This window comes from Flavobacterium sp. GSA192, assembly GCF_006386525.1.
In the GTDB taxonomy this organism is placed as follows: domain Bacteria; phylum Bacteroidota; class Bacteroidia; order Flavobacteriales; family Flavobacteriaceae; genus Flavobacterium; species Flavobacterium commune.
Genome location: NZ_VAHC01000006.1, coordinates 179,808 through 200,221, shown reverse-complemented (window position 1 = coordinate 200,221; position 20,414 = coordinate 179,808). Strand labels below are relative to the sequence as shown.

Below are 20,414 nucleotides of genomic sequence, written 5' to 3'. Positions count from 1 at the left end.
AATGAAAATTAAAAATATATTTTTAACAGGAAGCTTGTGTTTTCTTACCTTATTTAGTTGTACTGATCTTACTGAAACTGTGTACGACAAATATACTGAGGAGGAATTTTATTCAACTTCTGAAGGAATGAACAGTTTACTCTCGAGTATATATGCCCAAATTCCGGGAGAATTTACAAGAGAAGGTTATAATGGAGTTGGTTATGCGGGAGCAGACAATGGCTGGTATGATATGAACTGTATGTCATCTGATGAGCAGGTTATTCCGCATAGAAATGACGGTAACTGGCAACAGGATTTTGCCCGTTTTCACAAACATGGATGGCTAGCAAGTGAGGGGATTATAGAAAATACATGGAACTGGTTATACAGAGCTATTTTTAAAGCCAATCAAGCAATAGAGTTATTAGAAAAAGCTAATGCAGATGCTTCGAGGATTGCGGAAGCTAAAGTAGCCCGTGCGTTTTTTTATTATTTATTGATGGATGATTTTGGAAGCGTTCCTCTTACTACCAATAACAAAACTCCTTCATCAGAAATCCCACAAGCAAGTCGTAAAGAGGTTTTTGATTTTGTTGTAAATGAACTAACAGAAAATGCAGAATTGCTTTCTAATACGAACGGTGGAGCTTACTACGGAAGATTTAACAAATGGGCAGCTTATACCGTATTAGCAAAAGTATATTTAAATGCCGAGGTTTATACTGGTGAAGCAAAATGGACTGAGTGTTTAGCAGCTTGTAATAAAGTGAGCGAAGGTGGGTTTACACTTCATCCCGCTGTTAGTAATGATTCGCCATTAGGAAATACCTATTATGAATTATTTGGAGATGTTTCTCCTCAGGATGAGACTATTTTATCCATTTTCGCTACGGTGGATCTTGTATCTCGAAATATTTACGGAGTTAGAAGTCTAAATGGACCACATGCACAAGTTTTATTTGGGTTTAGTGGTTGGAATGGAACTATTGTTCCTAGTGATTTTTACATGAAATATGCCGATAATGACATTCGTAAAAAGCAGTTTTTAGTAGGGCCACAGGATGGAGGTACTAATTATACATTAGAGGTCAACTCTATAGATATCCCAGGAGCAGACCCACAAGCTGGTGTTCGTTGTCTGAAATTTTATCCTGCCGGAAAAAGTACCGGAGGAGGAGCTTCAAATGATTTTCCAATTTTCAGATATGCTGATGTAATGTTAATGATGGCTGAATGTCATGTTCGTTTAGGAAATGCAGGAACTGCAAAACCATTTATTGATGCTATTAGAGTTCGTGCAGGACTTAGTGCATTAGATTCTAATCCAACTCTTGACGATGTGTATAATGAAAGAGGATTTGAATTAAACTGGGAAGGACATAGAAGACAGGATATGATTCGTTTTGACAAATTTTTATTATCAAGGGAATTCAAAACAGCTGAATCTCCTGATTTTAGAAAATTATTCCCAATTCCAACAGCAGCTAGAAATGCTAACCCATCGTTAAACCAAAATCCGGGTTACCCTCAATAAAAAGAACATCATGAAAAAATATATAACTAAATTATTCCTATTAGGCAGTTTACTTTTTTTAGGTACGTCCTGTGAAAATGATGCCGAATTAACGACTTTAAAAACTGTTACATTTCCATCAAATCTGGAAGCAACTACAACTAATTTAGTACTTACAGAAGCCAGTGAAGATGAACCTGTAGAGTTATTTTCATGGCCAGCAGTAACATTTCCAGTTGGAACTCCTGTTACTTACAGCTTACAATTTGATTTAATTACTGATATTACTGGCCCTACAGCTTGGCAAAAAGCCAAAATAGTTGTAGTGGGAGAAGACGTTTTAAGTAAAGCGCTTCTAGGAAAAGAAATAAACAAAATTGCCCTGGATCTTGGACTTACTCCTGATCTTCCAGGTAAATTAATTGTTCGAGTAGAAGCCCGTTTAGATCATAAAATTTATTCCGAAAATCTTACATTAACTGTTACACCTTATTTAAACGTATATGTTTTTGGAGAATTATATATGCCTGGAAGTTATCAGGGATGGAATATAGAAACTGCAGCTGCTTTACCTGAAATAGAAAAAGGCATTTATCAAGGCTACATGAGTGTTTTACCTGGAGCAGGTTTAGGATTCAAATTGAATAAAGAAAGAAATTGGGAATTCTTTTACGGTGCAGGTGACACAAATTCAGATCTAAAAAGACCGAGTGATGTTGATTTTGTACTTCCGGGAGAAGGATCTTATCTTATAAAAGTAAATACAAATACTTTAAAATGGACAGCTACTCCTTACTCATGGGGAATTGTTGGTGATGCCACAGCTGGAAGTTGGGACAATAGTACCCCAATGAGCTATGATCATGTAACAAAAACATGGAAAATAACTACATCTCTAGTGAGTGGAAATGTAAAATTCAGGTTAAACAATGCCTGGACAATTAATTATGGTCATAAAAATGTAACTGATGGTTTAGTTTATTTAGACGATCCGGGAGCCTATTATATTGGTGAAGCAGGAACTTATGAAATCACTTTCAAAATAGAGGAAGTAGATCCAGCTACTAATGGATATCCTCCAACAGCTACTTATACTATAACTAAAATATAATTAAAATCTAGCATAGTTTGGTTGGGGTATTGCCTGTCTTCCATTGATGGAGGGCAGGCTACTTCTAAACGTTTTATTTATTTAAAACAAACTTTTAATTTATTAAAAACTAAAATTTAAAATTATGAAATCCAATATAAATTTCGTCTATGCACTGCTGCTTACGTTAGCGTTTGTTTCTTGTAGTTCTTCTGATGATGATTCAAATACTCCTTCGCCTTATCCTCAATATGGTACCTCATTTGAAAAAATGCCTAAAAAAGAAGATGCAATTATTTATCAAGTTAATATACGTGCTTTTAGTCAGGCAGGAACCTTAAAAGGAGTTCAGGACAGACTTACACAAATTAAGGAATTGGGAGCCAATGTAATTTATTTAATGCCTATTTACCCTATTGGTATTGAAAAAGGTATCGGATCTCCTTATGCGGTTAAAGATTACAAAGCGGTAAATACTGATTTTGGAACTCTGGAAGACCTGCGCACTTTGGTTGAAGAAGCACATAAGAAAGATATGGCGGTTATTCTGGACTGGGTTGCTAACCATACTGCTTGGGACAATGCCTGGATTACCGCTCATCCAGATTGGTATCAAAAAAATTCCGAAACTGGTGAAATTGCTTCTCCTCCAGGATATGCTGATGTTGCCCAATTGGATTTTACAAATCCCGAAGTAAGATCTGCTATGATTGATGCAATGGAATACTGGGTTTATACTGCAAATATCGATGGTTTTAGATGTGATTATGCTGATTTTGTTCCACAGAGCTTTTGGTCTGAGGCAATTTCTAAGTTAAGAAACATTAAAAAAGACCAGAAAATATTGATGTTGGCTGAAGGTACTAAAGTAAATCACTTTGATGCTGGTTTTGATTACACTTTTGGGTTTAATTTCTTCAGTACTTTAGAGCAGCTTTTTAAAGATGGTAAGCCTGCAACAACTATACAAGATTCTAATGCGACAGAATATGCAACTAATTACAACGAACAAAACAGAATAGTTAGATATACTAGCAACCATGACGTGAACTGGATTGAAGGAACACCATTAGAACTTTTTGGAGGTAAAAAAGGATCTGTTGCTACGTTTGTTGTTGCCGCTTACATGAAATCTGTTCCAATGATTTATAACGGACAGGAAGTTGGATACGCACAAAGAATTAATTATTTCAGTAACACCCCAATCGACTGGTCAACCGCAGATTCAGAAATGCTTGCTGAATACAAAAAAATTATCGCTTTTAGAAATACTAGCAATGCGATTAAAAAAGGAACATATACTGGATATAGCAATAATGCCATTAGTGCATTTACTATGGTAAAGGATGCAGAAAAAGTATTTATACTTTCTAACTTAACCAATGCTACTACAAAGTATCTTGTTACCAATACATTAAAAGGAACATGGAAAGATGCCTTTACAGCTGCTACGGTAATAGTTGGCAGCGAAATTACATTAGCACCATTCCAATATTTAGTGTTAAAAAACTAATCCAAAAGCAACTTTAGCAAAAAAATAAATTTGCATAAAAAATAAATTACATGAATTTTCAATCTAAAAAAATGCTTCCTCAAATTCGTTTGAGCAAGATAGTTATGCTTTTACTGTTTGTGTTTGCGAACTCATTATGGGCCCATGCACAAGAAATCTTTTCGCCTAACAAAAATCTTTCTTTAAAATTTGAAATAAAAGAAAATGGCGTTCCAACGTACCAATTGACTTGTAAGAAAAAGCCAGTTATCCAACCGAGTTCATTAGGTTTAGAACTTAAAGATATGCCTTCATTTATGGATGGTTTTTCCATCACAAATACGGCTCAATCTTCAGTTGATAATAGTTGGAACCCAGTTATGGGTGAAGAAAAAACAATTCGTAATAACTACAACGAATTGGTTGTCACTTTAGCGCAAGCGAAAAACAACAACCGATATATTCGTATTCGTTTCCGATTATTCAACGACGGATTGGGTTTCAGATATGAATTTCCAAAACAAAATGACCTGAATTATTTTGTAATTAAAGAAGAACGTACTGAATTTCAATTGGCAGGAAACCATAAAATTTTCTGGATTCCGGGAGATTATGACACCAATGAATATGCTTATACGACTTCTAAAATTTCAGAAATTCCTTCTTTAATGCAAAAAGCTACTATCGAAATCAATTCACAATGGCCAATTAAAGAATTAGCGGTACAAACTCCATCTATGATGAAATCAGCTGATGGTTTATACATCAATATTCACGAAGCAGCATTAATTAATTATCCCGCAATGTATCTTGAAGTAGATCCAGTTACCAATAAAATGCGTAGTCATTTGGCACCAGATGCTGTTGGTAATAAAGGCTATATGCAAACCGACACACAAACTCCATGGAGAACTATTGTTGTGAGTGATAAAGCAACAGAGATTTTGGCTTCAAAATTGATTTTGAATCTAAACGAACCTACAAGTTACAAAGATGTATCTTGGATTAAACCAATTAAATTCATTGGAATCTGGTGGGAATATTTTGTAGCGGGTAAAAGTACTTGGGCATATGGAGTAGAAAACAATGTAAAACTAACGGATGATTTTTCGAAACTAACGCCAAACGGAAAACACGGAGCTACAACGGAACGTGCGAAAGAATATATTGATTTTGCCTCTAAAAATGGTTTTGACGCTATTCTTATCGAAGGTTGGAACATTGGATGGGAAGACTGGATTAATAACTGGAAAGAAGAAGTTTTTGATTATATGACAGCCTATCCAGACTTTGATGTAAAAGCAGTGCATGGATACGCAGCTTCAAAAGGAGTGAAAATTATGATGCACCATGAAACTTCGGGTTCGGCTACCAATTATGAACGACGTTTGGACCGCGCGTTTCAATTTATGAAAGACAACGGATATAATTCCGTAAAAACAGGTTATGTAGGCAAAATTATTCCACGTGGCGAACACCATGACGGGCAATGGATGGTCAATCATTACATACATGTGGCTAAACGTGCAGCTGATTATAAAATTATGGTTGATAGTCACGAAGCTGTTCGTCCAACTGGATTGAACCGAACTTTCCCAAACTGGATTGCACAGGAATCAGCACGTGGAACAGAATTTGAATCTATGGGAGGACTATCTCCAGACCATACTACCATTTTGCCATTTACACGTTTAATGGGGGGACCTATGGATTTTACACCTGGGATTTTTCAAACAGATCTTTCTTATTATGGTACTGGAAGTACACAACGTGTAAATACTACTTTGGTTAAACAACTGGCATATTATGTTACAATGTACAGCCCTTTACAAATGGCTGCTGATATTCCGGGGAATTACGAGCGTTTTCCAGATGCATTTCAATTCATAAAGGACGTTGCCGTAGATTGGGACAACAGTTATATTCTGGAAGCTGAACCTGGAGATTATATCACTATTGCGCGTAAAGCAAAAGCGAAAAACGAATGGTTTGTTGGAGGAATTACAGATGAAAATGTAAGAACTGCAAATATCACTTTCGATTATCTTCCTGCTGGTAAAAAATATATCGCTACTATCTATGCAGATGCAAAAGATGCTAATTGGAATAAAAACCCACAAAAATATACCGTAACTAAAGTTGTTGTAACTTCTAAAAGTGTTTTAAAACAGTACATTGCTCCGGGTGGTGGTGTTGCCATTAGTATTAAAGAAGGAACTACATCGGATATGAAAGGCTTAAATAAGCTCTAAAATTTGTCAGGCTAAGCGTGGCGAACCTTGATTAAATAAAAACGTCAATGATAGTGGACGTAACATATTGAGAATTTTTATTCTTTTCTGTTTCTAAAAAAACACTTCAATTGACGTTTTTGTTTAGTTGTAATAAAATGATAATCAGGTTATTGATATTGTAAAATAAGACGGATTAGCAGTTGTTATTAAATTGATGAAGCTATAGGGTTTACGTATATATTTGATGAGAGAATTTAACAAACGTTTGAACAGATAATTTTTTTATGAGTTGTTTATAATTGTAGGTTTTTATTTTGATATTTTGATCTGAAATGCTTTATATTATCGATTCTTTTCTGGTGTAGTTTGCAACAATATGAGGTTTGGAAATTGTAAAATTACTTTTTATTTTATTAGTTTTTCAAAAATCGAAAACTATCCTTTTTTGCTTCTAATTGCAATTCATTTTCTTTTTGAATAAAATTCATTTCAATGATTGCTGCCTTTCTTGGGGCTTCATTTGTAATACTATAATGGGTATGAAGTACATACTGCCATTGGTTGTCTTTGTCTAAAAATAAGTCACCGTGACCTGGACCATTTATTTTTAATAAATTTCGTGAAATTATAGGATTCGCTGTTGATTTTTTCCAAGGTCCTAAAGGACTTTTACTGGTTGCATATCCAACTGGAAAAACCGGTCAAATTGACCACCACTTTCCAGTGTAAATTGACCACCAGTTCCGGAGCAAACTGACCACCACTTTCCAATTCAAAATGACCACCTAACTTTGGGGTAAATTGATTGTTAAAAACTACTGACTTTTTCATGTTGTTAGAACCATACATTCGTTAAAAAAAATACGGATTATGGCAAACAAAATAACAGACATGAGTAAAATTAGAAAAGTAATTAAATTCTATTGTGATGGAAAGAGTAAGTTATTTATAAGTAGCTACTTATCCCTTTCCAGGAATACGGTAAAGAAGTATATTTCTTTATTCGAAGTCCTCGGATTAAGCTTTGAATTAATTGATAAAAAAACAGATGCGGAACTAGAACTTATGTTTTCGCAGACTACTGTTGAATCAATTAATCCCAAATTGCAGACACTTCATAATTTTTTTCCTAAAATGGAGCGTGAACTAAAAAAAGTTGGCGTTACCATACAACATATGTGGGAGCAATATATTGCCACAAACCCTGATGGTTACAGGAGTTCACAATTTGCTCATCATTACAAAGAATGGAGTAAACGAGTCAATCCGGTAATGCACATGAACCACAAAGCCGGAGATAAAATGTATGTGGATTATGCCGGAAAAACACTCTCCATTATTGATAACGACACTGGGGAAATCAAAGAAGTACAATTTTTTGTGGTCATATTGGGAGCCAGTCAATACACCTATGCCGAAGCTTCCATGAGCCAACAGAAGGAAGATTTTGTCACTTCGGTAGAAAATGCCATGCGCTTTTTTGAAGGTACTCCTGCGGCAATTGTCCCGGATAATTTAAAATCTGCAGTAATAAAAAGCAGTCGTTTTGAACCGACAATTAATGAAACCTTGGCTGATTTAGCAGAACATTACGAAACTACAATCTTACCTGCCAGAGCTTATAAACCAAGAGATAAATCATTAGTTGAAGGAGCTGTTAAGATATTGTACAGAAGAATTTATGTAACCCTAAAAGAAACTAAATTCTTTAGCCTAGAAGAATTAAACCAGCAGATATGGGATTTATTAGACACTCATAATAGTCGAAAACTCACAGGACGTCCTTACTCTCGAAAAGAATTGTTTTTAGAGGATGAGAAACAAAAACTGCGCCCACTACCACAAGAACGCTTTGAAATCAAATACCAATCCTTTGCAACGGTAATGCAAAACGGGCATGTCCAACTAAGTCAAGACAAAAACTACTACAGTGTTCCGTATCAATATGTAAAGAAAAAAGCGAAACTCTTGTATACCAAATCAACCGTGGAGATCTATTATAAATACAATCGAATCGCTGTCCATCAGCGAAATTACAAACCTTATGTCTATACCACAACCCCGGAACATTTAGCCAGTACCCATCAATTTATAGCTCAGTGGAGTGCTGCCCGATTTATTGATTGGGCAAATAGTATTGATGAATCAGTAGGAGAATATATTATGCAGATAATCGAAAGCAGAAACCATCCTGAACAGGCTTATAAAAGTTGTTTAGGAATACTAAACTTCGAAAAGAAGGTTGGTAAGCAGCGATTAATAAATGCCTGTAAACGGGCACTCGATTTTAGAATATACAATTTTAAAACGATACAGAATATTTTGGAAAACAACTTAGACCATATTGATTTTGAACAAGAACCCGAACAAGAACTCCCGAATCACGGTAACATAAGAGGGAAACATTATTATAACTAAATTAAATCTTGAAAACATGAATGAATCCACAGTAACAAAAATGAAACAAATGAAGCTTTATGGTATGTTTAATGCTTTTAAAACAGCCATTGAAAGCGGGAAAACAGACCATTACACACTCGATCAGTTTGTATCGATGATTATTGATGCCGAATGGGACGAAAGGCACAATCGTCGTATTGAACGCAGTATCAAGAATGCCCGATTCCATTACAAATCAAATATTGAAAGCGTCAATTTTGATGTATCACGAAATCTTGACCGAAACACAGTACTGCGTCTGGCAGAATGTGAATTTGTAGAAAAGAATGAAAACATCTTAATTACAGGAAGTACAGGTGTAGGTAAAAGTTATTTAGGTACCGCATTGGGTTATCAAGCCTGTATACAAGGTTTTAAAGTAAGTTATTTTAATACTTCGAAGTTGTTTGCTAAATTAAAAATGGCCAAAGCAGATGGTTCTTACCTGCGAGAACTTGCCAAAATTGAAAGGCAAGACGTCATTATACTTGACGATTTTGGACTCCAAGCATTAGATAGTCACAACCGAATTACCCTTTTGGAAATCATTGAAGACAGGCATAATAACGTTTCTATAATTGTGACATCACAAATCCCAGTGCAAGGTTGGTATGATATAATTGGCGAAAAAACTATAGCTGATGCAATTTTGGACAGGCTTATACATCAATCTCACCGACTCGAATTACATGGAGAATCTATGAGAAAGAAAAGAGGCATAAACAAAGGGTAATATTTTAAGTATATTTGAATACTAATTAACAGATGAAAAAGAGTAGTTTTTAATGAAAAATGGAGGTGGTCATTTTGCTCCGGAATTAGGTGGTCATTTTGAATTGGAATCAGGTGGTCACTTTAAATTGGAATTGGGTGGTCAATATCGCTGGAATTTGCACTTTAGCTTAGAATTCTTTTTTCAAAATTCCTGAGAATATGAATAACGATGAGATTGTTTCTTTGAAAGAGGGAGAATTTCCCTCTTTCAATAATATTTAAATGACAGAGATACATGGCAGATTTATTTACAGCATTATTGAAACCTATATTTATTAAAGGGGCGGCAATAGCTTGGGAAAACAGAAAACATTTAAGTGTTTTTTTTAGAACCAAATTTGGTTCATATAAGAATAAGGATATTCGATTTTCAATCAGTTACCTTTTTAAGATTCAAATACCAGATACGAATAAATATCTGCTGGTGCTGAACCGAAGGATTGAAAACCAGCTTCAGCCAGTTGGAGGAGTATATAAAAGATATGGTGATGATTCTCTTTTCAACAAATGGCAGTATAAACCCGATAACAAAAGAAATGGGTTGGATACTGATAAAAAAAGCTCTTCAGATCTACGATTTATGGTTAGGGGAAAGTACGTCATTGAGGTAATGAACTGGTTTGAAAGCATGCAGGAGAGAGAAACAGATCCAAACCGGGAATTTAAAGAAGAACTTTTAGATACAAGTATTCTGAATTCTGATGTTTTTCAGAATCTCACTTATAAACATATAAGAAGATATTCTGACAGTCTAAACTGGAGTAAATACTTTAAATGCTATGAGGTAAAAATCTATGATGTTTTTGAGCTTATTCCAAATGAGCAGCAGAAGAGAAGTCTTATTGATTTAGCTCAGCAGGATTTAGATTTGGCAAGAGGATTTGCAATAGCAGATTGTGATGATATTGAACATCTTCGGCTTGTAGTAGACGGGAAACAGATAGCACGTATTGGAGAACACACAAAACTAATTATAAATAAAACTTTGAAAGAATGATAGATATATTTAAAAACTATGCATTACAGAGAGATGAACTTCTGGCTAGAATTGCGCAGGAATTACAGCTGGATAAAACCCGTCTAGAGCGAATGGAAAGTGCATATAATGCCGTAGCCGACCTTCTGAAAAATGACGAGGACTTTTTTAAAGATGTAGAAATCGAGGTTTATGCTCAGGGTTCTAAGCGAATAGGGACCAGTATTAAACCTATTAATAATGAGGATTTTGATTTGGATACAGTCCTTCATATTTATGATGTCTATCATAGATATTCACCTGATGAAATCTATAATGCATTAGTTAAGGCTTTGGAGAAGGACAGCTACTATAAATCCATAATGGAAAAAAAGAAAAGATGCGTCCGTTTGAATTATAAAAGCGATTTTCATATGGATATTCTCCCAGCATGCATGCCCTCCCATTTTGAAAAACAAAAGATTGCGATTCCAGAGAAAATGATGAGAAGCTGGTCCTCAGGAAATCCAAAGGGCTTTTCGGAATGGTTTTTAAGAATTGCCGATTCGGTTAAGAATCCTGTATTGATAACGCATATGCGCGCTTTGATGGAGGCGAAGGTGGAATCAGAACCTCTGCCTGTGGAGCTATACCAGAAAACACCGCTTCAAAGGGGTGTTCAATTGATAAAACGATGCAGGGACTTATATTACGTCGACAAAAAGTACAGAGTGTCAAGCATTGTTATTACAACACTGGCTGCTCATTTTTACAATGGAGAAAATTCAATTTTTGATACAATTGACAATGTACTGGAAAAGATAAAAGGAAGCTATCTTGACGCTGTAAAATCAAAGGCAAAATTTGAAGTTTTAAATCCAGTTAATCCTCAGGAAGATTTTACCGACAGTTGGACTGATGAGCATTCTAAGAGTTTTTATGGTTTTATTTCAGATTTATATATTCAGTGGCAGAATCTTAAAACTTCTTTCGAAACAGGTAAAGACGATTACATTAAGCTTTTTGGAGAAGGTGTTTATAAAAAATCTTTAAATGAGCAGATAGTAACTTTTTCAAAGAATACAGATGATGATTTTACAAATGTAAGCGGTCTGATTATCGGCGGAAAGGCCTATACAAATACTCAAGGCCAAATAAATTCAAATACAGGAATTAAAAATGAATCTCATCACAACTTTGGAAGCTGATCTGAAGGCGCGCAACAGGAAGAATTGGCATGTTTTTTTAATTATCCAAAAAGCATTAGTTGAGCAGCATTTTAAATGGTTGAAAATGGAGGTTAAAAGTGAAACAAAATCTTTATACGGAAGAGGAAACTTAATTGTAAACGGAAAAAATTACGACATTGAGCTGTATTATTCACCATTTTTCGATATTAGATTTGACAGAATCTATATTAGAGATAAATCGATACAATACAGCAGTAAAATTCATTTGTACAGTGATATGTCATTGTGCTTGTATCATCCTGTAATTGATAAGCCCATAATGCAGATTGTTCCCTTATTTAAGATGATACCTTGGATAACGGAATGGATTGTTTTTTATAATCAATGGAAGAAATATGGCGTATGGCTGAATAAAGAGATAAAACACTGATTAGTGAAAATCATAGTTGCAAAACAAAGGCATTCACTATTTTATAGAAAGATTGCGTTTCTGAAATTCTTCTATTGTCAAATTTCCCAGAGCGGAATGCCTTCTATGTTTATTATAAAAGTTTTCTATGTAGCTGGAAAGGGATTCCTTTGCTTTTTCTTTCGTGGCATAGGTGTTATGGTAGACCAGTTCGGTTTTCAGCGTTTTGAAAAAGCTCTCTGCTACCGCATTGTCATAGCAGTTTCCCCTGCCGCTCATGCTGCGGGTTATCTGGCCGGTGCCTTCAAGCATTGACGCAAACCACAGGCAGGCGTACTGTGCGCCCTTGTCCGAGTGGAACAGCAGTTTCTGGCCGCTCTCTAAAGGACGGTTCACTATCGCATTCTTGAAAGCCCTGATGCTGGTTTCTTTCGCTTTGAGCGTTTCGCTTAGCGACCATCCAATCACTTTTCGGTCAAAAAGGTCAATTACCACCGTAAGGTAGAGCCAGCCCTCATTGGTTTGGATATAGGTGATGTCCGAAACCCATACCTCATTGCAGCGGGATGTGCTGAATTCCTGTTCCAGTATGTTTTGGGCGGTCAGATATTTATGGGAGGAGTCTGTGGTTTTTCTGAATTTCGTTTTCAAAATGCTGCGCAGGTGGTTTTCCATCATAATTTTAGCGACAAAGGCTCTGGAGACCTTAATGCCGATAACTGAGAGTTCTTTTGCAATTCGCGGGCTTCCGTATCTGCACTGGCTCCAGTGGTAGATCCGGGTGATCTCTGAGGTTACAAAAGCTTTGTGCGTGGCCCTGCCGGTGGAAAGCCTTCTGAGCCATTTGTAATAGCAGCTGGGAGTCGCCTGAAAAACAGCGCACATTTTCCCGACGGGAAATCTGCCTGTATTTTCCCGTATGAACCGGTATACGGAGCGTTTGTCCCGGCGTAGGATTCCGGCTCCTTCTTTCAATATGTCCCGCTCCAGCGTGATATTTTTGAGTTCTTTGTGCAGCCTGGCTGTTTCCTTTCTGTCCGGATCCGGACCGCTTATCAGGTGCAGGGTGAGCTTTCCTTCCCGGAAGAGATTTTTCCAGTGCTGCAGGCTGTTCTTGTTGATCCGCAGCTTGGCGGCGGCCAGCCGCACGCTTTTATGCTCGATGCAGGTTTTGGCGGCCCAGATTTTAAATTCGGCGCTGTATTTTTTTCTGCTGCTTTTCATGCCTTCAAAAGTTAGGTGCGTTATTCTGTCCTGTTGTACTAGGATCATAACGCAGATTTATCCCGCTTTTAAACCGCTTTAGACAGAATTCGCCTTAATTTTCTGTGGCACTTTTGGAGGCAACTCCACTTTTTGTATGCTATACTTTTGCGATAATTAGCTTTCGGATAGTTTGATAAAAGACGTAATTTTTGATATATACTTTGAAGAAAATTTGATTAATTGGGGCGTATTACTGCGATCATAGATATTTAATAGACTTGAATTGTAGTACTTTTGGTTTTGATTTTGAAGTACGCTAAATGAAATTTTGTAGTTTTAGTATATTTTTATTCTCTAAATGATTTCAAAAATGAAAAAACAATCTTTAAATATAGACCAATTATCGTGTTTTACAATTAGTAATGTACAAAAAGTGATTCCACTTTATGATGAAAAAATACCTAATTCTAAAGATGTAGATACCACCGACATTTTTTCGACAGAAACAGAAGAATTTTCATTTGTTACAAGAGTTCATACTCCAGATTTAACAGTTTTTTTACCCGATAAAAGTAAATCTACAGGAATAGGAGTTATTATTTGTCCTGGTGGGGCTTATTTGGGTTTAGCAATTAATCACGAAGGTTATGATATAGCTAAAAAATTAAATGAAAAAGGTATTGCAGCTTTTGTTTTAAAGTATCGTTTACCCAATGCTGAGTATGTTATCAATAAACAAATTGTTCCTTTACAAGATGCTCAACGTGCTATTCAGATAGTAAGGAGAAATTTTAAAATGTTTGGTATCAATCCCAATAAAATTGGAATTGCTGGAAGTTCTGCTGGAGGTCATTTGGCTTCTACCGCAGGCACACATTTTAATAAAGAATTTATTGATAATCCTTTAAAAATAAGTTTGCGTCCTGATTTTATGATTTTAAATTATCCAGTTATCAGCATGGCAGATAGTTTAACTGATTTTGTTTCAAGATACAATTTGATTGGAGAAGGGTTATCCCCAAAAGAATTAAATCTAATTCTGATGGATAAGAAAACCTCGAGACAAAAATTAGCAAATTTATCTATAGATCCTCAAAAGATTAATGAATATTCGAATGAACTTCAAGTAACTTCGGAAACTCCTCCGACATTTATTACCCATTCTGTTGATGATAATACAGTCAAAGTACAGAATTCAATTTTATTTATTGCTGCATTACAAAAAAATAGAGTTCCTGTCGAATCTTTCTTCTATGCTAATGGGGGACATGGTTATGGTATAGTTAATCCAACAAGTGATATCAATTGGATTGATTCGTGTATTAATTGGATTTTGAAAATATTTGTAGGATAATTAGAATTATAAATAAAATATAGTTTTCAATACTTCATTCTTTTGATGAATATACCTGATATTGGTATTTAAAGATTATAATCTGATTTTCTATAATTTTCTTGCTCGTTTGGAAAAGTATTTAGTTTATTTAACCACTTACAATTTGAGAAGTTTTTTTGAATACTGAAAATGGTTGAATAATCATTGTAAAAAATCAAAAGGTTTTATAATACTAATTTCTAATTTATTTTGTTGACATATGTCTTAATTTTAGAAAGAAATTACATATTTTTTTATTTTTTCTGATTTTTTTTTTTAGCTCTTTAAGCCCTGAATTTATTGAAATGTGCTCGAAAACATAATTATGTGCTCGATAACATTTTGTTTTTTTTTCTTGTTCTTATAAAAGCGTTTTCATAATATTGTATAGCTTAAGCCTTTATAATTAATCTGATTAGCATTTTGATTTGAATAGATTCTTTTGTTTTCTTAATTACAAGATTAAAAAAATGATAAAATGGTTTGTACAACATTTTGGAACTCGAATTTAAATGTTGAAATGATTTTGAAGAAACATTTACTAAAAAATAACCAAAAATCATAAAATGAAAATTTCTCATCTCACAATTTGTTTGTTTTTGATAACAACTTTTACTAAAGCACAAATTACTATTGACAAAGTCGGATATAATTGGTCTAGAATTGAAAATAGAACCCCAGTTATTATTGTTAATAATGATGCCAACAATGGAGACGGTCTTAATGATGGTGCAATTGTTATTAAAGGGACTGCAAACACGCCAGAGTTCCAAGGGATACAATATTCTTTATCGGGAAGTCCGCATAATAGTGAAAAGATTAGCCTTGAAGCGAAATATTACCAAAATGCAGCATCATATGTGAAATTTAAAATGCAGCTTTATGATCTAACTAAGAATCTTGTATTGGCTGAGACAGATGTAATCACCACCTCTACTGGAGTAGTAGGTACGGCTTCTTTGGATTATAAGTTTACTGATACTAGCGTAGGAGATAAAATTGTTATTCGATTTGTCCGAGCTGATGATCTAAATATAGTACGAGTAGTAGCTTTAGATTATTTAAAGATAAATGATCAGTTTATTGAACTCAAAAAAAGCAAGAAATGAAAATTAAAATTACTCATTTAATCATTTGCTTGATTTTAATTTCAAGCGTTATGCAAGGACAAATTACAATTGACATTACTCATTTTAATTGGTCTAAAATTGAAAATACTACTCCCGTAACTGTGGTTAATACTGATGCCGATAATGGCGATGGTTTTAACGATGGGGCAATGTTGCTAAAAAGTGCTGCAAATACACCTGCGTTACAAGGAGTTCAATATCAACTGGCTGGAAGTCCTGTTGTTGGTGAACAAATTAATCTTGAGCTAAATTATTATCAGATAGGGAGTTCGTTTTTGAAATTTAAAATGCAGGTCTATAATGTAACCGATAATGTTGTTTTGGCAGAATCAGCAGTGATTACTACAACAACTGGAGGTATAGGCACAACTCCATTATCTTATGCTTTTACGTCTTCAAGTGTTGGTGACCAAATTATAATTCGATTTGTCCGTGCCGATGACTTAAATCCTGTTCGTCAGGCAGGTATAGACTATTTAAAAGTAAATGGACAATTTATTAGTATGCAGGCACCGCAGATTAACTTCGATGTAAGTGATTTTTCCTGGTCCAAAATTGAAGATACTACTCCTGTTTCTACCGTTAAAACTGATGCTGATAATGGAGATGGTCTTAATGATGGGGCTGTACTTATTAAAGGAACTTCCAATACACCTGCTTTACAGGGAATTCAATATTTGTTGACTGGAAGCCCTTTTGCAAATGGTCAAATTACAATTGAAACTAAATATTGGCAAACCGCAGTTTCTTACTGCAAATTCAAGTTGCAGATTTATAATGTAACTGATAATGTTGTTTTAGCAGAAACTGCTGCAGTTACTACCTCGTCAGGTAGTGTGGGAACACTTACATTAAATCATATTTTTACTGCATCAAGTGATGGAGATCAAATTAGGATACGATTTGTTCGTGCCGATGATTTGAATCCTGTTCGTCAGGCTGGTTTAGATTATGTAAAAGTGAATGGACAATTCATAAATATGCTTCCGGTATGTAAGCCTGTCTTTAATTTCGATTTACCACTTACAGCTGCTACCACTTCAGAAATAGATGATTTAGCAGCTATCCGTGCGAGTTTGTCTAATCAGATTTTAGGAACATCTGCTCCAACAATGGCTCAATTAAATACTGCAATTAGTGATTATAACGCGTTGAATATTACAGCTTCAGGGAATGTTATAACAGGAAATCCTATAACAAGTGCTGCACAGATTGGTTTCTTGAAAATTTTTGCCAGATATTTAAAATTCAATCCAAGCGATACCAATATTAGCGATAAGGCAGTTAAAACTGTTTGGTATATATCAAGCTTGTTTTGTAATAACGGAACGAGTGCTTATTCTGCAGTTGATTTTTATGATTATCCCACATTTACCCGTCCTGCAATTTTTCTGAATAATTTTCTTCCCGACAATGTGAAAGATTTGTTTGGGAATACTCTTTCTATAGAGACTGATTCATTTAAATATCTTTTTGATTCAAGTTATGATTTTAGTATTACACAAAGTAACGGAGCTATTCTTACTGATATAATGTATTTGGATATTGATGTCTTGTTTGCTTATGCTGATTGGTTTAAAACTAATGATGAAAAAATACGCTATTTAAAAACGGTAAAAAGATTTTTAGATCGTTTTTTAATATATACTTATGGTCAGGAAGATGGTTTGAAAAAAGATGGTTTATCATATCATCATGGGGTTGGTTATGACGGTTATATGTATGCCTTTAATACAATTTCCGTTGCATTGAAATCTTTAGAAGGAACTAATTTTCAAATAGATCAACCTACTTATCAGAGATTTAGGGATGCCGTTTATGCACAAGCGATGTATAGCAATGACACAGGTGTTAAATCTTTTGCTTTAGCAGGAAGAAACCCACAAATTAAAACTACTTCCTTATCCTCACAAACATTATCCAATGTAGCAATAACTGGAGGTAAAATTTTAGGATTAGGTGGTGCAGATCCGGTTTTGGCAGGAATTTACAATAGAAAGTATGGTGTTAACAGCCAATTCAACAACAATACAATTACTCCTTTTGAAGAAGGTTACATTCAGTTTAACTCGGGTAATTTAGGAGTGTATAGAAAAAATAACTGGATTGCTTCCATGAAAGGACAGTCTGATGTTTTATGGGGGTCTGAGGTTTATGCCGGTCAAAATAGATTTGGAAGATATCAAAGCTACGGTGCTTTAGAAATTATATATCCAGGAAATAGTACAACCGGAAATGGATATAGTGATATAGGATGGGACTGGAATTATAATCCGGGTACAACAACGATTGTTTTACCTTGGAATAAGTTACATGCCGAAAGAGAACGTGTAGATGAATATAATACCTATGGCTTTGCAGGTTCATTAGCTTTAAATCAGATCAATAATGATGTTTTGTCTAATACTGTTGGACAATCAGGTTTGTTTGCTATGAAATTTAAAGAGCGTAATAATTTAGGGTTTGGAATTTCTTATGGAACTATAACTCATAATGCTACATTTGAGTTTACAAAAACCTATTTTGCAATTGATAATTACATTATTTGTCTGGCAAATGGTATTAAAAATAATGATGATGTTAATTCGACTGTAACAACCTTGTTTCAAAGACTCAATAATAATTCAGCTGATATTTTGGTTAATGGAGCGGTAAAAACCAACCAAAGTGCTGAATCATTTGGAGAGACTTCGGCTAACTGGATAATTGATAATTATAACACGGGTTATTACATCTTACCTAATTCCGGAACTTTAAAAATTAGAAATTCTAACCAAATTACTCCTTATCAAAATCAAGTTAATCCATCGGATGAGACTATCGCAAGTAATAGTGGAAATAATTACCATCTGGCTTATCTTGATCATGGAAATGCTCCTGCAAATGACTCGTATGAGTTTGTTTGTGTACCTGCTACAAATTCATCTCAAATGACCAACTTTGCACAGCAAATGCAATCAGCAGAGGACAAACCTTATAAAGTTTATCAGAATAACACTAACCAACAAATAATCGAACATATAACTTCTAAAACCTGGGCTTATGCTTTGCCAGCTGCAAATACAGACATAACAAATGGTTTTGTTAACGCAAATGATACTCCTTGTTTGGTTATGTATCGGTCTTTAAATCAAAACTATTCTCAAATTGTTTTGTCAGTAAGTAATCCTGATTTAGGTGCCTCACCTTCTTCTCCTAAAGTAATCACACTAACATTAAATAATAAATGGAATTTACTGGAAACTAATCCTAATGCCAATATTGTTTCGGCAACTGAAACAGCTACAACAATTGCATTTACTACTTTTGATGGACTTCCGGTAGAAATAAAATTGGCTTTAGAAAATCCATGTGCACTGTTAAACGGAACGCCTGAAGCCCCCATTTTAGATATTACACAGCCAACGTATACTGAAGCAGGAAGTATTCAGGTTAGCAGTACAATTGTTAATTTGAGTTTTAGTTTGGATGAAATCACATTTGATAATACTACAGGTCTTTTTGAGAATCTGTCACCGGGTAATTATACGGTATATGCTAAAAATGCCGACGGATGTATTTCTTCAGGAACTAATGCCGTGATTGATCCGCAGCCTGTCGCACCACTGGTAACAATAGATTCGTCTTTGTCAAATAAAAGTTTTTATGCTCCTGCAAAAATTACTCTTACTGCAGATGCATCAGATGCAGATGGAACAATTACAAAGGTTGAATTTTTTAATGAAGCGAATAAGTTAGGAGAAGTTGTAACTGGACCGTATAGTTTTGAATGGGATAATGTTTTGGCAGGAAATTATTCGATAACCGCTAAAGCTACTGATAATGATAATGCGGTTAGTACATCAGAAATAGTTAATGTAAATGTAGCATGTCCTCCTGTACAATTGTTAATTCCAGATGTTTATGCAATGGATCCAAGTGTAGATTTGAAAAACACACTCTATATCGGTTATGGCCCATCATCATTGACACTAACAGCCTTGGTTTTAGATAATCAGGCTGAGGCATATAGCTGGAATACGGGAGCGAAAACAGCTACTATTGAAGTTTCAGAAGCAGGAACTTATACCGTAACAATAACTTATGCAGGGGGGTGCCATGCATCGGCTTCCATTACTATTAATACTTTGGATGTATCCTGTGGTAATAATACAGATAAAGTACAAATTTGTCATAACGGAAAAATCATTTGTGTAGCCAAATCAGCAGTTCAATCACATCTGGATCATGGTGATCATTTGGGGACTTGTTCGGGTAATGGTTTAGATGGATCAACACCAGTTGTTGTTTATCCAAATCCGGTTCAGGATTTTCTAAATGTTAGTGTAACTGAATTAGCGGTAAATGCAAAAATAAGTTTGTATAATTTTTACGGAAATAAAATGAGGGAAATAGCATTTACTACTATACCTCAAAATTTATATGTTGGCGATCTGGTTGTTGGAACTTATTTTGTAGTGATTCAAAATGGAAATCAAATAGCGCAGTACACCATTATAAAAAAATAAGTGATTAGAAAACATGAAAATTCCTAATCAAAATAAGTTTTAAATTTTGATTAGGAATTTTAAACATATAGATTTTAAGTTTTAGTTTAGGTAATAAAAATAGAACCTGCTTAGTAT

At 34.8% G+C, this 20,414-nt stretch carries 16 protein-coding genes; 13 read left to right on the top strand and 3 right to left on the bottom strand.

Annotated features, from left to right (window positions below; all coding sequences use genetic code 11):
* Position 1 precedes the first annotated feature (1 nt).
* From FDM27_RS13490 to FDM27_RS13475, 4 genes are all read left to right on the top strand, one after another.
* Entirely contained in the window at positions 2 to 1,516 is a 1,515-nt protein-coding gene (locus tag FDM27_RS13490) for a RagB/SusD family nutrient uptake outer membrane protein (protein ID WP_140487234.1), read from the top strand.
* Between the two features lie 10 nt (positions 1,517 to 1,526).
* The gene (locus FDM27_RS13485; protein WP_140487232.1) at positions 1,527 to 2,606 is read left to right on the top strand and encodes a SusE domain-containing protein; all 1,080 of its coding nucleotides are present in this window, start codon (positions 1,527 to 1,529) and stop codon (positions 2,604 to 2,606) included.
* Between the two features lie 124 nt (positions 2,607 to 2,730).
* Positions 2,731 to 4,098 (top strand): alpha-amylase family glycosyl hydrolase, encoded by a 1,368-nt coding sequence (locus FDM27_RS13480; protein WP_140487230.1) that lies wholly within the window; start codon positions 2,731 to 2,733, stop codon positions 4,096 to 4,098.
* A gap of 50 nt (positions 4,099 to 4,148) precedes the next feature.
* Positions 4,149 to 6,329 carry a glycoside hydrolase family 97 protein gene (locus FDM27_RS13475; protein ID WP_140487228.1) on the top strand — a complete coding sequence of 727 codons (2,181 nt, stop codon included), beginning with the start codon at positions 4,149 to 4,151 and terminating at the stop codon, positions 6,327 to 6,329.
* 395 nt (positions 6,330 to 6,724) lie between these two features.
* On the opposite strand, the gene FDM27_RS16285 is transcribed toward FDM27_RS13475, so the two are convergent.
* Positions 6,725 to 6,940 carry a hypothetical protein gene (locus tag FDM27_RS16285; RefSeq protein WP_410503848.1) on the bottom strand — a complete coding sequence of 72 codons (216 nt, stop codon included), beginning with the start codon at positions 6,938 to 6,940 and terminating at the stop codon, positions 6,725 to 6,727.
* A gap of 40 nt (positions 6,941 to 6,980) precedes the next feature.
* Entirely contained in the window at positions 6,981 to 7,142 is a 162-nt protein-coding gene (locus FDM27_RS16100) for a hypothetical protein (RefSeq protein WP_181161673.1), read from the bottom strand.
* 39 nt (positions 7,143 to 7,181) lie between these two features.
* On the opposite strand from FDM27_RS16100, the gene istA reads away from it, so the two are divergent.
* The 6 genes from istA (at position 7,182) to FDM27_RS13445 (ending at position 12,099) form a co-directional block, all read left to right on the top strand.
* A complete protein-coding gene (istA, locus tag FDM27_RS13465) occupies positions 7,182 to 8,729 on the top strand; it encodes an IS21 family transposase (protein WP_140487225.1) in 1,548 nt (515 codons plus the stop codon).
* A 16-nt stretch (positions 8,730 to 8,745) separates the two neighbouring features.
* Entirely contained in the window at positions 8,746 to 9,483 is a 738-nt protein-coding gene (gene istB / locus FDM27_RS13460) for an IS21-like element helper ATPase IstB (protein WP_140487223.1), read from the top strand.
* 52 nt (positions 9,484 to 9,535) lie between these two features.
* Entirely contained in the window at positions 9,536 to 9,679 is a 144-nt protein-coding gene (locus tag FDM27_RS16095) for a hypothetical protein (RefSeq protein ID WP_181161672.1), read from the top strand.
* An 80-nt stretch (positions 9,680 to 9,759) separates the two neighbouring features.
* Positions 9,760 to 10,521: a hypothetical protein gene (locus tag FDM27_RS13455; protein ID WP_140487221.1), complete on the top strand. Its 762-nt coding sequence runs from the start codon at positions 9,760 to 9,762 to the stop codon at positions 10,519 to 10,521.
* The gene (locus tag FDM27_RS13450; RefSeq protein WP_140487218.1) at positions 10,518 to 11,687 is read left to right on the top strand and encodes a nucleotidyltransferase; all 1,170 of its coding nucleotides are present in this window, start codon (positions 10,518 to 10,520) and stop codon (positions 11,685 to 11,687) included. Before FDM27_RS13455 ends, FDM27_RS13450 begins: the two co-directional genes overlap by 4 nt.
* Positions 11,659 to 12,099, top strand: a complete 441-nt coding sequence (locus tag FDM27_RS13445) for a hypothetical protein (protein ID WP_140487216.1) — start codon at positions 11,659 to 11,661, stop codon at positions 12,097 to 12,099. Before FDM27_RS13450 ends, FDM27_RS13445 begins: the two co-directional genes overlap by 29 nt.
* A gap of 36 nt (positions 12,100 to 12,135) precedes the next feature.
* Here FDM27_RS13445 and FDM27_RS13440 read toward each other — a convergent pair whose 3' ends face one another.
* Positions 12,136 to 13,350, bottom strand: a complete 1,215-nt coding sequence (locus FDM27_RS13440) for an IS3 family transposase (RefSeq protein ID WP_140487214.1) — start codon at positions 13,348 to 13,350, stop codon at positions 12,136 to 12,138.
* Positions 13,351 to 13,654: 304 nt separating this feature from the next.
* On the opposite strand from FDM27_RS13440, the gene FDM27_RS13435 reads away from it, so the two are divergent.
* The 3 genes from FDM27_RS13435 (at position 13,655) to FDM27_RS13425 (ending at position 20,297) form a co-directional block, all read left to right on the top strand.
* A complete protein-coding gene (locus tag FDM27_RS13435) occupies positions 13,655 to 14,638 on the top strand; it encodes an alpha/beta hydrolase (protein ID WP_140487212.1) in 984 nt (327 codons plus the stop codon).
* A 587-nt stretch (positions 14,639 to 15,225) separates the two neighbouring features.
* Complete coding sequence (locus tag FDM27_RS13430) at positions 15,226 to 15,768, top strand: hypothetical protein (protein WP_071186025.1); 543 nt, start codon at positions 15,226 to 15,228, stop codon at positions 15,766 to 15,768.
* Entirely contained in the window at positions 15,765 to 20,297 is a 4,533-nt protein-coding gene (locus tag FDM27_RS13425) for a polysaccharide lyase family 8 super-sandwich domain-containing protein (protein ID WP_140487210.1), read from the top strand. Before FDM27_RS13430 ends, FDM27_RS13425 begins: the two co-directional genes overlap by 4 nt.
* Positions 20,298 to 20,414: the final 117 nt, after the last annotated feature.

Coding starts and splice junctions, on each gene's coding strand:
- FDM27_RS13490 (WP_140487234.1), top strand. CDS start 2: ATGAAAATTAAAAATATATTTTTAACAGGAAGCTTGTGTTTTCTTACC.
- FDM27_RS13485 (WP_140487232.1), top strand. CDS start 1,527: ATGAAAAAATATATAACTAAATTATTCCTATTAGGCAGTTTACTTTTT.
- FDM27_RS13480 (WP_140487230.1), top strand. CDS start 2,731: ATGAAATCCAATATAAATTTCGTCTATGCACTGCTGCTTACGTTAGCG.
- FDM27_RS13475 (WP_140487228.1), top strand. CDS start 4,149: ATGAATTTTCAATCTAAAAAAATGCTTCCTCAAATTCGTTTGAGCAAG.
- FDM27_RS16100 (WP_181161673.1), bottom strand. CDS start 7,142: ATGAAAAAGTCAGTAGTTTTTAACAATCAATTTACCCCAAAGTTAGGT.
- istA (WP_140487225.1), top strand. CDS start 7,182: ATGGCAAACAAAATAACAGACATGAGTAAAATTAGAAAAGTAATTAAA.
- istB (WP_140487223.1), top strand. CDS start 8,746: ATGAATGAATCCACAGTAACAAAAATGAAACAAATGAAGCTTTATGGT.
- FDM27_RS16095 (WP_181161672.1), top strand. CDS start 9,536: ATGAAAAATGGAGGTGGTCATTTTGCTCCGGAATTAGGTGGTCATTTT.
- FDM27_RS13455 (WP_140487221.1), top strand. CDS start 9,760: ATGGCAGATTTATTTACAGCATTATTGAAACCTATATTTATTAAAGGG.
- FDM27_RS13450 (WP_140487218.1), top strand. CDS start 10,518: ATGATAGATATATTTAAAAACTATGCATTACAGAGAGATGAACTTCTG.
- FDM27_RS13445 (WP_140487216.1), top strand. CDS start 11,659: ATGAATCTCATCACAACTTTGGAAGCTGATCTGAAGGCGCGCAACAGG.
- FDM27_RS13440 (WP_140487214.1), bottom strand. CDS start 13,350: ATGATCCTAGTACAACAGGACAGAATAACGCACCTAACTTTTGAAGGC.
- FDM27_RS13435 (WP_140487212.1), top strand. CDS start 13,655: ATGAAAAAACAATCTTTAAATATAGACCAATTATCGTGTTTTACAATT.
- FDM27_RS13430 (WP_071186025.1), top strand. CDS start 15,226: ATGAAAATTTCTCATCTCACAATTTGTTTGTTTTTGATAACAACTTTT.
- FDM27_RS13425 (WP_140487210.1), top strand. CDS start 15,765: ATGAAAATTAAAATTACTCATTTAATCATTTGCTTGATTTTAATTTCA.